The organism is Bacillus sp. FJAT-18017 (assembly GCF_001278805.1).
In the GTDB taxonomy this organism is placed as follows: domain Bacteria; phylum Bacillota; class Bacilli; order Bacillales; family Cytobacillaceae; genus Bacillus_D.
Genome location: NZ_CP012602.1, coordinates 5,030,558 through 5,042,937, shown reverse-complemented (window position 1 = coordinate 5,042,937; position 12,380 = coordinate 5,030,558). Strand labels below are relative to the sequence as shown.

14 protein-coding genes are annotated in these 12,380 nt (G+C 44.4%); 11 read left to right on the top strand and 3 right to left on the bottom strand.

All coding sequences use genetic code 11. The features are described 5' to 3' along the window. Nucleotides 1-11: 11 nt before the first annotated feature. Both AM500_RS23660 and AM500_RS23655 read left to right on the top strand, forming a co-directional pair. The gene (locus AM500_RS23660) at nucleotides 12-464 is read left to right on the top strand and encodes a GAF domain-containing protein (RefSeq protein ID WP_053601415.1); all 453 of its coding nucleotides are present in this window, start codon (nucleotides 12-14) and stop codon (nucleotides 462-464) included. Between the two features lie 18 nt (nucleotides 465-482). Then, nucleotides 483-1,820 carry a PAS domain-containing sensor histidine kinase gene (locus tag AM500_RS23655; RefSeq protein WP_082347359.1) on the top strand — a complete coding sequence of 446 codons (1,338 nt, stop codon included), beginning with the start codon at nucleotides 483-485 and terminating at the stop codon, nucleotides 1,818-1,820. 274 nt (nucleotides 1,821-2,094) lie between these two features. Here AM500_RS23655 and AM500_RS23650 read toward each other — a convergent pair whose 3' ends face one another. Beyond that, the gene (locus AM500_RS23650; RefSeq protein ID WP_053601414.1) at nucleotides 2,095-3,621 is read right to left on the bottom strand and encodes a solute symporter family protein; all 1,527 of its coding nucleotides are present in this window, start codon (nucleotides 3,619-3,621) and stop codon (nucleotides 2,095-2,097) included. A gap of 3 nt (nucleotides 3,622-3,624) precedes the next feature. Next, nucleotides 3,625-3,972 (bottom strand): DUF485 domain-containing protein, encoded by a 348-nt coding sequence (locus AM500_RS23645; protein WP_053601413.1) that lies wholly within the window; start codon nucleotides 3,970-3,972, stop codon nucleotides 3,625-3,627. 209 nt (nucleotides 3,973-4,181) lie between these two features. Here AM500_RS23645 and AM500_RS23640 point away from each other — a divergent pair, with 209 nt between their 5' ends. The 4 genes from AM500_RS23640 to AM500_RS23625 all read left to right on the top strand — a co-directional run bounded on the left by AM500_RS23640 (nucleotide 4,182) and on the right by AM500_RS23625 (nucleotide 7,126). Further along, a complete protein-coding gene (locus AM500_RS23640) occupies nucleotides 4,182-4,706 on the top strand; it encodes a histidine phosphatase family protein (RefSeq protein WP_053601412.1) in 525 nt (174 codons plus the stop codon). Nucleotides 4,707-4,744: 38 nt separating this feature from the next. Next, a complete protein-coding gene (locus AM500_RS23635) occupies nucleotides 4,745-5,515 on the top strand; it encodes a GNAT family N-acetyltransferase (protein ID WP_053601411.1) in 771 nt (256 codons plus the stop codon). Nucleotides 5,516-5,967: 452 nt separating this feature from the next. After that, nucleotides 5,968-6,498: an RNA polymerase sigma factor gene (locus tag AM500_RS23630; protein ID WP_053601410.1), complete on the top strand. Its 531-nt coding sequence runs from the start codon at nucleotides 5,968-5,970 to the stop codon at nucleotides 6,496-6,498. Beyond that, nucleotides 6,473-7,126 carry a hypothetical protein gene (locus AM500_RS23625; RefSeq protein WP_053601409.1) on the top strand — a complete coding sequence of 218 codons (654 nt, stop codon included), beginning with the start codon at nucleotides 6,473-6,475 and terminating at the stop codon, nucleotides 7,124-7,126. The genes AM500_RS23630 and AM500_RS23625 overlap by 26 nt, the downstream gene beginning before the upstream one ends. A 68-nt stretch (nucleotides 7,127-7,194) precedes the next feature. Here AM500_RS23625 and AM500_RS23620 read toward each other — a convergent pair whose 3' ends face one another. Next, nucleotides 7,195-7,581, bottom strand: a complete 387-nt coding sequence (locus AM500_RS23620; protein ID WP_053601408.1) for a hypothetical protein — start codon at nucleotides 7,579-7,581, stop codon at nucleotides 7,195-7,197. Between the two features lie 275 nt (nucleotides 7,582-7,856). Between AM500_RS23620 and AM500_RS23615 the strand changes: the two genes are divergently transcribed. The 5 genes from AM500_RS23615 (at nucleotide 7,857) to AM500_RS23595 (ending at nucleotide 12,202) form a co-directional block, all read left to right on the top strand. Further along, nucleotides 7,857-8,297: a DMT family transporter gene (locus AM500_RS23615; RefSeq protein WP_269432538.1), complete on the top strand. Its 441-nt coding sequence runs from the start codon at nucleotides 7,857-7,859 to the stop codon at nucleotides 8,295-8,297. Between the two features lie 241 nt (nucleotides 8,298-8,538). Then, on the top strand, nucleotides 8,539-9,201 hold the full coding sequence (locus AM500_RS23610; protein WP_053601407.1) for a YknW family membrane protein: 663 nt from the start codon (nucleotides 8,539-8,541) through the stop codon (nucleotides 9,199-9,201). Between the two features lie 6 nt (nucleotides 9,202-9,207). Next, nucleotides 9,208-10,320, top strand: a complete 1,113-nt coding sequence (locus AM500_RS23605; RefSeq protein WP_053601406.1) for an efflux RND transporter periplasmic adaptor subunit — start codon at nucleotides 9,208-9,210, stop codon at nucleotides 10,318-10,320. Beyond that, entirely contained in the window at nucleotides 10,317-11,009 is a 693-nt protein-coding gene (locus AM500_RS23600; protein ID WP_053601405.1) for an ABC transporter ATP-binding protein, read from the top strand. Before AM500_RS23605 ends, AM500_RS23600 begins: the two co-directional genes overlap by 4 nt. After that, complete coding sequence (locus tag AM500_RS23595) at nucleotides 11,009-12,202, top strand: ABC transporter permease (RefSeq protein WP_053601404.1); 1,194 nt, start codon at nucleotides 11,009-11,011, stop codon at nucleotides 12,200-12,202. Before AM500_RS23600 ends, AM500_RS23595 begins: the two co-directional genes overlap by 1 nt. The last annotated feature ends 178 nt before the right edge of the window (nucleotides 12,203-12,380 follow it).

Below are 12,380 nucleotides of genomic sequence, written 5' to 3'. Positions count from 1 at the left end.
AGTAGACCGGCGTGGATGAATTGAGAAACCTTCAGTCAATCGCAGAAATTTGCGAGCATCTTCGGCGTGAAATTGGATGCGACTTTGTCGGACTGGCCATTCAAAATAAAATTGGACCAGACATCCGCTGGCATACTGCTTCAGGAAATCTGAATGATAAATATGAACGAATCACTGTCCGGTTTGGAAAGGGAATTGCCGGGAAGGTATTATCAAGCGGAAGTCCAATACTTTCGGAAAATTTTCCTGCTAATATACTGGGTAAAGCGACAGATTATCCAATCATGCTTGCCGAAAAACTAAAATCTGCTTATGCCGTCCCATTATTTTTTAATGGCATCCCCAAGGGTGTACTGCTTGTTGGAAACCGGTCAAACGAGTCTTTTGTCATCCAATGGTGCGCTGATGTGAAAGAAGCCGCGGCGGCTCTGGAGGAAATACTTGCAGGGTACATACAACTTTAAGGCAGGGGGCTTTTTAAAGTGGGAGAAGGACCAGCAGTTAATAAGCTTGATTTAGGCGATGGGGTCGTCCTGGTAGACTCGCTCGGTAAAATATCCTATATAAATGGCCAGGCGCGTACTATTTTTGGTTTAAATCCTGAGTCGAGTATACAGGGAAACGTTGATATTTATACGCTTTTGCCTGATATTGACCTTGAAAATTTTGTACAGGGATTGGTCGCAAGTACATATGGACTTAATGCAGAGGGGGAGACATTTCCGCTCTTTTTCAGCGTGAACAGCTTTGAATTGGATAGAGAGACATACTCACTGTTTGTGTTTCAGGATATAAAAAACAGGAGTCGCCTTGACAAGGAGCTGTCGCAGCCGCTCAATGAATTGGTCGACTATAAATTTGCATTGGACCAGTCGGCAATCGTTGCGATTACGGATAGGCGAGGAACAATCAAATATGTGAATGATAAGTTTTGCGAGATATCCAAATACAGGGCTGATGAATTAATTGGTGAAGACCACAGAGTCATTAATTCTGGTTATCATCCGAAGGAATTCTTTAATAGTCTATGGAGGACAATTTCCAATGGGGATGTCTGGCATGGTGAAATAAAAAATAGAGCAAAGGACGGAAGCCTGTATTGGGTTGATACAACCATTGTTCCGTTTTTGGATGAATCAGGTAAGCCATATCAATACCTGGCAATCCGTTTCGAAGTTACAGAGCGGAAACGAATGGAAGCTGAGCTGCAGCATATGATGACCCGCATCATTGATGTCCAGGAAGAAGAACGGAAGCGGCTTTCCCGGGAATTGCATGACGGGCTTGGCCAAAATTTATACAGCCACCTGATTACCATTAACCGGCTCCTGTCCGAGATGGACCACCCATTGCTTACTCAAATGCAGGAAGAAGCCATGGAACTGATTGAAGAAATTCGCAGCCTCTCTTGGGAACTGCGTCCGTCTGTGTTGGATGACCTCGGGCTTGTGCCGGCAATTCGTTCTTTTTTAAATCGTTACTCAACTCATTATAAAATTGATGTTCATTTTGAATGTGTGCTTGGGCGCCGGCTTGCAGCAAGCACCGAAACGACTATTTATCGGGTCATTCAGGAAGCACTCACCAACGTCAGAAAGTATGCAGGGGTGGATGAGGCTTTTGTAGTCATTCGTGAATACGAAGATGCGGTCCGGGTTATGATTGAGGATCGCGGGCAGGGATTTGACACGGAGGCTGCTTCCCGTGGGGTTGGACTGTTTAGCATGGATGAGCGGGCTCGGGCATCCGGCGGGGAATTTCAAATAATATCTTCACCTGGCAAGGGGACGAAGGTCGTCTTGGAAGTACCTGCTAGATAATCGGAGAGAAATCGGCGAATTTGGCATTCTGTGGCCATTGCTTGGAAGGGGTCTCGGCAGTGCACAGCTCTTTTTTGATTTCCTAAGATGGCTGGGATTGGGGAAAGATTCTGTCGCGGACGAATCGTGACTTCGAGTACAATTTGATACTGCCGGTAAGGTGAAATGTCCTTGAAACTCATTGTCCAGTATAGGATTGAAGTTGCCCACCAAACTCAAAGAAAGAACCGGCTACGGAAATCCGCAGACCGGTTCTAATTTTTGTCAGAAGAGATTAAATCCCAGTATTGGCCCTTACCAATATTTCATCAAATTTCTTGACGTCTTCCTTCCTCGAAGAAAGGAGGGTGCCAACGTATGCGCCAATGAAGCCAAGCGGAATCGAAACGATGCCAGGGTTGGTCAGGCTAACAAGAGGTTCTCCGACGAAGATGGCGGCTCCGGCTTCAGGAGACCAGATATTTGGAGAAATAGCTACCATGATTAACGCGCTTGCCAAACCAACAATCATACCGGTTATGGCGCCTGCTGTGTTAAACCGTTTCCAGAAAATCGTGAATAGGATGACTGGCAGATTCGCACTAGCCGCAACAGCAAATGCAAGGGAAACCAGGAAGGCAACATTCATCTTCTGTGCAAACAGAGCTAGCAAGATGGACAGGATTGCAACGCCAACGGAAGCATAGCGTGCCACTTTTACCTGCTGTTTCTCTTCAGCCTTCCCTTTTTTAAGGATATGGGCATAGAAGTCATGGGCAAAAGCAGAAGCGGCAGATAGAACTAGGCCCGCAACCACCGCTAGAATCGTCGCAAATGCCACTGCCGAAACGAAAGCAAACAAGAATTCCCCGCCCAGTGCTTCAGCCAGCAATGGGGCCGCCATATTGCCTGCAGCATTTGCAGCAATAATTTCGTCAAAACCGACAAACGCGGCTGCTCCAAAGCCAAGGAATACAGTCATAACATAGAAAATTCCGATAATCCAAGTTGCATATACAACTGATTTCCTTGCGGTTATTGCATCTTTAACCGTAAAAAAGCGAATAAGAATGTGCGGCAATCCAGCCGTTCCAAGAACAAGCGCAAGGTTCAGGGAAATAGTGTCGAGCGGATTTTTAAACTTGTTTCCAGGATTTAAATACGCCTCACCAAGAGGTGTAGCCGCTTTCATTTCGTTGAACATTTTAACGACGCTAAAATCAAACTTTGCAAATACAATAAATGAGATTATAAAGGTACCTGCCATCAAAAGTACGGCCTTTACAATCTGGACCCAGCTTGTTGCGGTCATCCCGCCAAAAACCACGTAAATCGTCATCAAAGTCCCAACAATCAGGACTGAATAAATATAATCAATTCCTAATAATAACTTTATAAGTGCACCTGCGCCGACTAGCTGGGCAATCATATAAAAAATTGAGATAGTAATTGTATTAAGGGCGGCAACACCTCTTACTTTTTTATCATTAAAGCGGGCCGCGATCATATCGGCCATGGTAAATTTCCCAAGATTCCGGAGCGGTTCGGCAACGAGATAAAGGACAACCAGGTAGGCGACAAGGAAGCCAATACTATAGAAGAAGCCATCAAAGCCTGATAAGGCAACCATTCCGGCAATTCCAAGGAATGATGCGGCGGACATATAATCGCCGGCAACAGCAAGTCCATTTTGGAAGCCTGTTAAGCTCGAGTCGGCTGTATAGAAATCACTTGCTGTCTTTGTCCTTTTAGAAGCGAAATACGTAATGACCAAGGTCAATGCTACAATTCCTAAAAACAACGAAAAAGCCAAAATATTCATCTGCTATTTCCCCCGCACATAGGTTTCTTTAATTTCAGCAACAAGCACATCAAATTTTGCTGCTTTCCTGGTGTAAATGCTGCAAAGCGCCCAAGTCATGATAAATTGGGCAAAGGCAAACACCCATGCCCAGCTAATAGGGCCGAATGCAGGATTGTTCAGAACCGTTGTATAGGCTGTTATAATTGGAAGAGTGAAGTAAAATGCCATGAAGAACAAACAAAATGGCAGCAAAAATTTACGTTTTTCCTGGAGCAGCTGCTTGAAGGCCGGAGATTGGACGATAGCTGTGTAATCTGGAGAAGTAGGTTGAGATTTAGCCTTTTTAACTAATTCTTCTTTCATTGCCATTGGCAATTCCCCCTAAAATTTAAATTTTACGTAAAACGATCCTCCTTTATAACAAAATCACAGTAATTATAATTGTTTCTGAATAATTTGTAAATTCTAACATTATTTTCCCAACTTTTAAAAAAACAATTTGGCTGAAACACCTGGAGAAATAAAACGTCAGTGTAATTGAACTAATACTGGAGGAGAAAAAATGAAAAAAGGTTTATATCATTCGCCATTGCCAAGCAGATGGACAGGAGCCGGATGCTGCCCTTACCCCGTTGGGAAAAGCACAGGCCCGTGAGCTGGCTGGGTTATTAATAGGCAGGAAGATCAGCTATATTGTTTCCAGTCCCTATGAGAGGGCGGTTTCGTCAATAAGACCGTTTGCGGAAAAGACTAGATTACCTATAAAAACAGATCCAAGATTAGCAGAACGGGTATTGACTTCAACTCCAACAAAGAATTGGCTGTCTATGCTTGAACAGTCATTTGCAAATCCAGATTTGGAGTTTGAAGGAGGGGAATCAGGCAGAAAGGCAATGGAAAGAGGTCTTGCCGCCCTTAACAACGTTCTGGCACATTCCATAGGCAACGCTGCATTCGTAACGCATGGGAACCTGCTTGCCCTAATTTTGAATCACTATGATAGAAACTTTGGATTTGAACAATGGAGGTCCCTATCCAATCCGGATGTGTTTGAGCTAAGCTTAACTGAAGACAATGCGCAAATAAAAAGAGTATATGGCTGAACTTTATAAAAATAAGGTAAGAGCTAGGGGAGAGATTTGTGGAAAAGAAACAGGAATCAATAAAGTTGGTTAATCAGCTATTTGGGGAAGGATTTAAGCTGTTGTATGGATTGCCGGAGTCATTGGTTATTGAACAGCAGGCCCATCCAGGCTTGGTTCTGAACTGGGGAGATAAAGTAAGAATGTTCGTCCAAATGGCTTCAAGGTTTGGGGCAAAACGGGCAGGTTTTATATTTGAAAAAGAAACAGTTGATGAAGCTTCAATTGTTGAGGCTTTACTAGAAAGCGGTTTTAAACATTTCTCCTCAAGCGTGGAAGTGTATAGGGATTTACATGACTTGCCAATGCCAGAGGTTTCGTTGGATTGGCTTTCGCTCGATAGTTCCGGCCTGGCTGACGAGGAATTCAAAAAATACTGGGGCCAGTCGATGAGTTTTTCCGCCAATCAGCAGTCCACTCTCTCTCTGGACGAGCATCTCCAGTCGGTAAGGGCTGAACTCGGCGAGAGCTGGCGCAGTGCCTGCCGAGTCTTTTTTGAAAAAGATGTACCAATTGGAGTTACGATCCCGCATATTGAGCCTGGTACATATGAGGAGGGAAGGTTGTTTTACTTCGGCATTCTTCCTGAAGCAAGGGGACGGGGCCTGGGTCCAGTGTTGCATGCACAGTCCCTTCATATGCTTATGGGCCTTGGCGCAAGCTATTATGTTGGCAGCACCCATCAGGCAAATAGAAAAATGCAAAAGGTTTTTTTAAAAAATGGCTGTACGGTGAAACGGAACACCGAAACGTATTATATTTATTTATAGCTTTAAAGACTATTGGGAGTTCTAATACTACAAGTGCCATCTGCAATATGTCTTGCAGATGATAAAAACTATACATAGAATTATAGATTTGTTAAGGAACACAGGTTTTATCAAAGGGTTGCTGCAAAAGCTCTTCTTTCTTGCATTACCTGGAAAAGAAATATTGGTAAATTAAGGGTGGTATTTCAATTTTAAAAATGTACTATAGAAAGTAAGAAGTCTGGTGGATTTTCTGCCAGGCTGTTTTTTGTGAAGGGGCGGAGCTGGGCAATGAATTGCTGCCTTTATTCAGCTTTTCATTCGGGTCTATTCCGCGAGTTCCTCCCATAGCGCCAACTTTTTAGAGGAATCGAGGCAGAGCTGTGGTTTTTTTAATCTTTTTCTTGCATGGAGTGTTATAGAATGACAGAACTTCCGTCTAATATACGAGAGGGAAAACGGGGGAAAAACTAATGTCGAGACAAGAAATCATCTCAGAGTGGTTCCATGCTTATAGCCACGATGTCTATAATTTTTTGATTTACTACACAGGCAAGCGCGATGTGGAGGACTTGGTGCAGGAAACATTCATAAAGGCACTGAAAGGGCTAGATAGCTTTAATTACAACTCAAGCCCCAAGACGTGGCTATTTACGATTGCCCGCAATGTGGCTATTGATGAAGCAAGAAAGAAGAAAAACAGGATATGGGAAACAATAGCCAAACTGGATAAGAGACATGAGGGCATGTCTGGGGAGACCCCGGAATCAATTTTTGAAGGAAATGAACAGGCACAGGAGTTGCTGTCTTCAATTCAAAAGCTAAAACAGAGCTACCGGGATGTTGTCATATTAAGGGGCATCAAGGAATTGAGTGTGGCTGAGACGGCAGAGGTATTAAATTGGACTCCTGATATGGTCAGGACAAATTATCACCGTGCTTTAAAAGCTCTTCGCAGCCAGAAAGGAGGGAGCCTCAATGAATGGTCAGGAAGAATTTCGTGAACTCGAGTTTGCCTTGAAGAGTATGCCAGAAAAACAGTTAGCCCCGAAAGCATTCAAGAGTATCCACGGTAACTTATTGGAAGAGGCAAACCGGCTGGGCAGGAACGATAGAAGGATGAAAATTTTTAAAAAGTCCATGTGGGGCATTGCGGGGGTCGCAGCCTTGTTCCTCTTTGTTTTTATTGGGCTTTCATTACCAATGAGTTCAACGAGCCAACAGGAATCTGCTAAGGTTGCACATGATAGCGATGGAGCTTATTCGGATGCTAAAGAGGATGCGAGCACGGTTCTGTTGTCGCTCGAATTGGTGGAGGAATCTCTGAGGACGCAGGGCCTTGAGATTAATAATGCCGAGCGCATCGAGGAAAATATCTTCCATCAAGATTTGAATCGGCTCGAACCCGTTATTTATAATCTTTCTGAAGGGCAAATTTCTGTGTATGTGTTTCAAAATGAATATGAAGTTGACTCGGCAGCCAATCAATTTAATGAGTCCACCGCCACAATGAACCTGATTGGCTATCAGATTTACAAATCCAGGAATGTACTGATGTTTTATGCTGGCAGAAGTGATGAAATTAATGCGAAGATAGACCAAGCTGTTAGGGAAATGACAGCATTTAAATGAGATTATGAGTGAGAAACAGAAGTAAGAGAAAAAATCCTTCCGCCAAATGACGGGAGGATTTTTCACTCTTAGATTTTTTTCGTGAATAGGATGCCGCCCATAAATGCCAAAGCTGTTATGAGGAGAATGTAGGGGCTCGTTGACTTGAAAAAAAGCAATAGCCTTTGGTTATATCCTTCACTGCTAATTGCCCGTTGAAAAATTGGCAGGAGCGGGTGATAAAGAAAGATATAAGGGACAAGTACGAAAGGTGCTGCGAGCCATTGCTTGCCTATATACCGTTTTGTATAGAAAAAGATGGCTGTTCCCAGTAAGAAGGCTAGGATATATACCAACCAATCAATGTAGGGCATGGTTTGATTAGAATCATTCGCTAATGCCAGTATATTTAAATAAATCAGCCAGCCAACTGCAAAGCCTATGGCGGCTAGCTGAGTTTTTCCAATGAAGTTCATTGTGTGTTCCTCCCGGGTGTAATAATAATAATTTTCCTGTATATAAACGGTTCATCCAGCGTGAAGAGATAGCCACTTCTGCCCTGTATAGTATATGTACCAGTAGAAAAAGGAGGGACAGACAAGATTACCTGCATTTCAATACTAACAATCAACTGAAATCATGCTGACTGTATTTGAACTTTTTTAACAGATATAGCCAATTGTCTTTGTCATTATACATAGGAAAAGGTAAACTGCTATAATGTAAACGGTTTTAAGAAGGAGGGCTTTTTTTGGGAAAAATACTTTTGCCTCTCCTTGCTGTACTTGGCGGGATGGCAGTCAGCATACAGTCGGCAGTTAATAGCAGACTTGGAAAAACAGTCGGAACAATTGAAGCGTCGTTTGTCTCCTTTGTTATTGGGACGATTGCGCTTGCTATACTGATGCCGATTTTAGGGAAAGGCAATGTGCTTTTAACTTTCGGAGTTCCGAAGTGGCAGCTTGCAGGAGGCCTATTGGGGGCGTTTTATGTTTTCATACTTGTGACGCTTGTGCCGCAACTAGGTGTAACGGCTACGATGGTAGCGGTCATGGCCGGGCAGATCTTGCTTAGCGCCGTTATTGACCATTTCGGATGGTTTGGCAGCCGGCAGGTATCTTTTGGGCTTGATCGGTCAATCGGCACCATTTTGCTGATGGCGGCTATATATATGTTTTTCAGGAATTCTTAAATGCAACAGGCCTGGCTTTTTGAGCCAGGCCTATTGTGTTATAAGTGTTTTTTTGTTCCTTAGTTTTTCATTGAATAATATTCAATTAACTCTCGGTGGAGGATGGGTTCTATTAAGCGCAATTAAAATTTGTTAGCTTTGCTTGCTTTAACTGTAAAATTCGCAAAAATTCGACTTATCTATTTATAGAAATTCCTAAATATGGTACGGTTTTCTTATTAAGCTTTAAGGGGGAACAGCTATGGAACCGCAAGTAGAGGCAAACGTGAAACAGCCAGCACCATCCTTGATTGGGATTTTTACCAGCCCGATCGAGACCTTTGAACGAATCAGGAAAAAACCGAAAATTTGGGTACCGCTGCTAATTGTAACCATCATTGAGGTTGTTGCAATGTGGCTAATGTCCCGGCTGATGAAACCAAGTGACGTGGCCGGCCCGGGAATTTCTGAACAGGATTTAGACATGGTTCTTGCTTTTACAAAGTATACGATGATTGGTTCAGGAGTGCTCATCCCGATCCTAACAGTGCTAATTTCAAGCGCTATTTACCTTGCCATCACAAAGATTGCTGGCTCACCTGTTACGTTCAGGCAATTGTTTTCAATGAATACATACATTGTATTTGTAACATCGGTTGGCCATCTGCTGAATATGATCATTGGTAATTTGATAGGGACAAGCTATGAGACTCATGTCACTTCGTTAGGAGGCTTGCTTGGCAAGGACACTGGTGTGCTTGGAGCAATCGAGGTCTTTACCATCTGGTCAACGATTCTTACGGCAATCGGCCTCCACAAAGTGGCGGGACTTTCGAAGTGGCTATCATGGACGATTGCAATTATTTTCTTCCTGATTGGTATTTTGATGGCTCTTCTTGGGTCCATGATACCGGGAGGCGCCTAACTTCTTATGAAAAAGAAAATATTGATAGGCACACTCATCCTATTGCTGCTTTCGGCCATGATTGGTGTCAGCGTCTATCGGGAGGTTTACGCGAAAGGCCCATCAGTGAAGGTAATCGAAGTGGCGGAAGACGAAATTTCCTCTTTTTTGCTAGTGCCGGGAACAATTAGCCTTGAACAGGAACAGATTGTCTATCCTTCTCCAGAACGCGGTACTTTGAAGGAAATTACTGTTGAGGAAGGACAGTCTATTAAAAAAGGCACTGTCTTAGCCAGATTTGAAAATGCCCAGCTTCAGCTTGAGGAAGAGCAGAATAGCCTTTCTCTCGAATCAACTAATCTTAGAATCTCCCAAACTGAAAGCCAGCTGACCGAGCTAAGGGCGCAGGAGGAGGCCTTGTCAAACACACTTCTTCCAGACCCTGCCGCTCTTTCCCAGGTAGCTGCGCAGATTAGCCAGCTTGAAGCTGAATTGCAGATTGCCGAGCTTGAGCTTAAGCAGGCCAACCTGCAAGAAGAAAGCATTGAGAAGAGAACAGCAGAATTGGAGATCAAGAGTAATATAGACGGTACCGTCCTGCTGGTGAACGAAAATGCAACAGCGGCGGGTGCAGAGCCAGCCGTTGTTGTTGGAAAAATGGATGGCCTGGTGGCCAAAGGCCTTTTATCCGAATATGACACATTGAAAGTTAGCCTTGGACAAAAGGTAAATGTTCGCTCCGACGCGATTCAAGACAAGGAATGGGCTGCGGAAGTAACAAAGGTAGGCAAACTGCCAGAAACTCAACTGGCTGGTGCCCCTCAGGAGGCAGTCCAGTATCCAGTGTTTGTTAAGCTTAGCGGGAAAAACTCCGTCCTGAAGCCCGGTTTCCAAGTCATTATGGAAATTGAAATCGAGAAGAAGACAGGGATTGTCCTCCCAGATTCTGCGCTTATTGACGACGGTGATAAGCAGTATGTATTTGTCGCAGAAATAGGCATCGTCTACAAGCGAGAGGTGAAGACAGGCATTATTTCCGGCACCGAGGTTGAAATTACTGAGGGGCTGGAACTGAAGGAGAAGGTAGTCACTGACCCGAATGAAGATCTTGAGGACGGGATGGAAGTGACTGTTAAATGATTGAGCTAAGGTCAGTCACAAAATCCTATACCATTGGCTCCGAGAAAATCGATGTCCTGAAGGAAGTTGATTTAACGATTGAAGAGGGCGAGTTTGTTGCCATAATGGGCCCTTCCGGATCGGGAAAATCAACGCTCATGAATATTATTGGCTGCCTTGATAAAGCATCTGAAGGAACATACCTCCTTGAGGGAGTCAATATCTCGGATTATAAGGAAGCAGAGCTTGCTGGAGTGCGAAACAGGTCAATAGGTTTCGTATTTCAGCAGTTTCACTTGCTGCCAAGATTGTCTGCCCGCAAAAATGTTGAGCTTCCAATGATTTATGCGGGATTGGGTAAGGATGAGCGCGAGGAACGGGCCGAGGAGGCTCTTGGTAAAATGGGTCTTTGGGACAGGATGGACCATATGCCTAACGAACTCTCAGGAGGCCAGAAACAACGGGTGGCCATTGCCCGCGCCATCGTCAATCGTCCGTCAATTATCCTTGCTGATGAACCTACGGGAGCGCTGGATACTAAAACGAGCATGACGATTATGGAGCAATTCCAGAAGCTCAACCAGGAAGAAGGCGTTACGGTCATTGTTGTCACCCATGAGCCGGAAATTGCCGAATACGCGAATCGGACTATCCTTGTCAGGGATGGCGAGATTGTCCGGCCCGATTCCGAGGAATGGGGGATGCGCTGATGAGTGTAATGGAAAATTTCAAGATGGCATTGAGCTCACTGAAGGCACATAAGCTGAGATCCATTTTGACTATGCTGGGCATTATCATCGGGGTAGGGGCAGTCATCATCGTCGTGGCGATTGGCCAGGGCGGTGAAGCGATGCTGAAGGAGCAGATAACCGGACCCGGCAATACGATTGAAGTATTTTATCAGCCTTCTGACGAAGAAATCCGTGCCAATCCAAATATTATGCTTAAAGCCCCCTTCACCCAGGAAGATATTCGTGCTCTTGAACAAATCCCAGAAGTGAAACGAGTTGTCGCTTCGAGCACTCAATTTTCCTCTGCCAGGCTGAAGGAAAAGACGATAGATGTTTCTGCAGTTGGAATTACAAAAGAGTATATGGACCTGTATGAATTGAAGATTGAAAAGGGGAGGGAGCTTTCCTCCTCTGACTTCCTTGGTGGCAGGCGGGTAGGGCTTGCGAGCAACAAGCTTCAGGAAGAGCTTTTTGAAGGGAAATCTCCTGTAGGAAAGGTTATTCTGGTTGCTAATCAGCCTGTGGAAATTATCGGTGTACTCGAAAAGCCCGAAGGATTGTTCGCGTTTGGTTCAATGGAAGTGTATATGCCCTTCCAGACGTGGCGGATGATGTATGGCAGCTCGGATTACACGCAAGTGACCCTTCAGGCCGATGAGCCGGACCATATCCAGACAGCCGGCAAAAAGGCTGAAAGGACACTGAATAATCTTCATAATACGGAGGAGTCGTACCGGGTCATCAATATGGAAGAAATAGCGGCAGGAGTGGGCCAAATTACGAATATCATGACCCTCATCATCGGCAGCATTGCCGGGATATCACTGTTTGTCGGCGGTATTGGTGTAATGAATATCATGCTCGTCTCTGTCACAGAACGGACGCGGGAAATCGGGATTCGGATGGCGCTTGGAGCAACCCGAAATCAGGTACTCACACAGTTCCTGATTGAGTCTGTGACGTTGACATTGATTGGCGGTATTCTGGGAATTGGCCTCGGCTGGGGCGTTGCGACATTGGTAAGCATATTCGCAGGCTGGCCTTCACTCGTTTCCTGGCAGGTTGTTGTCGGCGGTGTCCTGTTCTCAATGGTCATCGGCGTGATTTTCGGAATCCTGCCGGCGAACAAGGCATCAAAGCTCGACCCGATAGAATCATTGAGATATGAATAAGATTGGCGGGGGTTAAGTAAGCCCCGCCTTTTTTGGTATTAGTTTTCCGAATATTATGCACTTTAAGAATTAATTTCAAAACCGCTGAATTAATCTCAAAACTGTTAGAATTAATTAAAAAATCGCTGAATTAATATTGCGCTAGTAAAGAGGATTCTATTTAACTAGTTTTACCAGT

Bases quoted from the DNA above. Each gene is read 5' to 3' on its own strand.
- AM500_RS23605 (WP_053601406.1), top strand. From the start codon at position 9,208: ATGAAAAAGAAAATATTGATAGGCACACTCATCCTATTGCTGCTTTCG.
- AM500_RS23625 (WP_053601409.1), top strand. From the start codon at position 6,473: ATGAATGGTCAGGAAGAATTTCGTGAACTCGAGTTTGCCTTGAAGAGT.
- AM500_RS23610 (WP_053601407.1), top strand. From the start codon at position 8,539: ATGGAACCGCAAGTAGAGGCAAACGTGAAACAGCCAGCACCATCCTTG.
- AM500_RS23595 (WP_053601404.1), top strand. From the start codon at position 11,009: ATGAGTGTAATGGAAAATTTCAAGATGGCATTGAGCTCACTGAAGGCA.
- AM500_RS23650 (WP_053601414.1), bottom strand. From the start codon at position 3,621: ATGAATATTTTGGCTTTTTCGTTGTTTTTAGGAATTGTAGCATTGACC.
- AM500_RS23645 (WP_053601413.1), bottom strand. From the start codon at position 3,972: ATGGCAATGAAAGAAGAATTAGTTAAAAAGGCTAAATCTCAACCTACT.
- AM500_RS23630 (WP_053601410.1), top strand. From the start codon at position 5,968: ATGTCGAGACAAGAAATCATCTCAGAGTGGTTCCATGCTTATAGCCAC.
- AM500_RS23600 (WP_053601405.1), top strand. From the start codon at position 10,317: ATGATTGAGCTAAGGTCAGTCACAAAATCCTATACCATTGGCTCCGAG.
- AM500_RS23620 (WP_053601408.1), bottom strand. From the start codon at position 7,581: ATGAACTTCATTGGAAAAACTCAGCTAGCCGCCATAGGCTTTGCAGTT.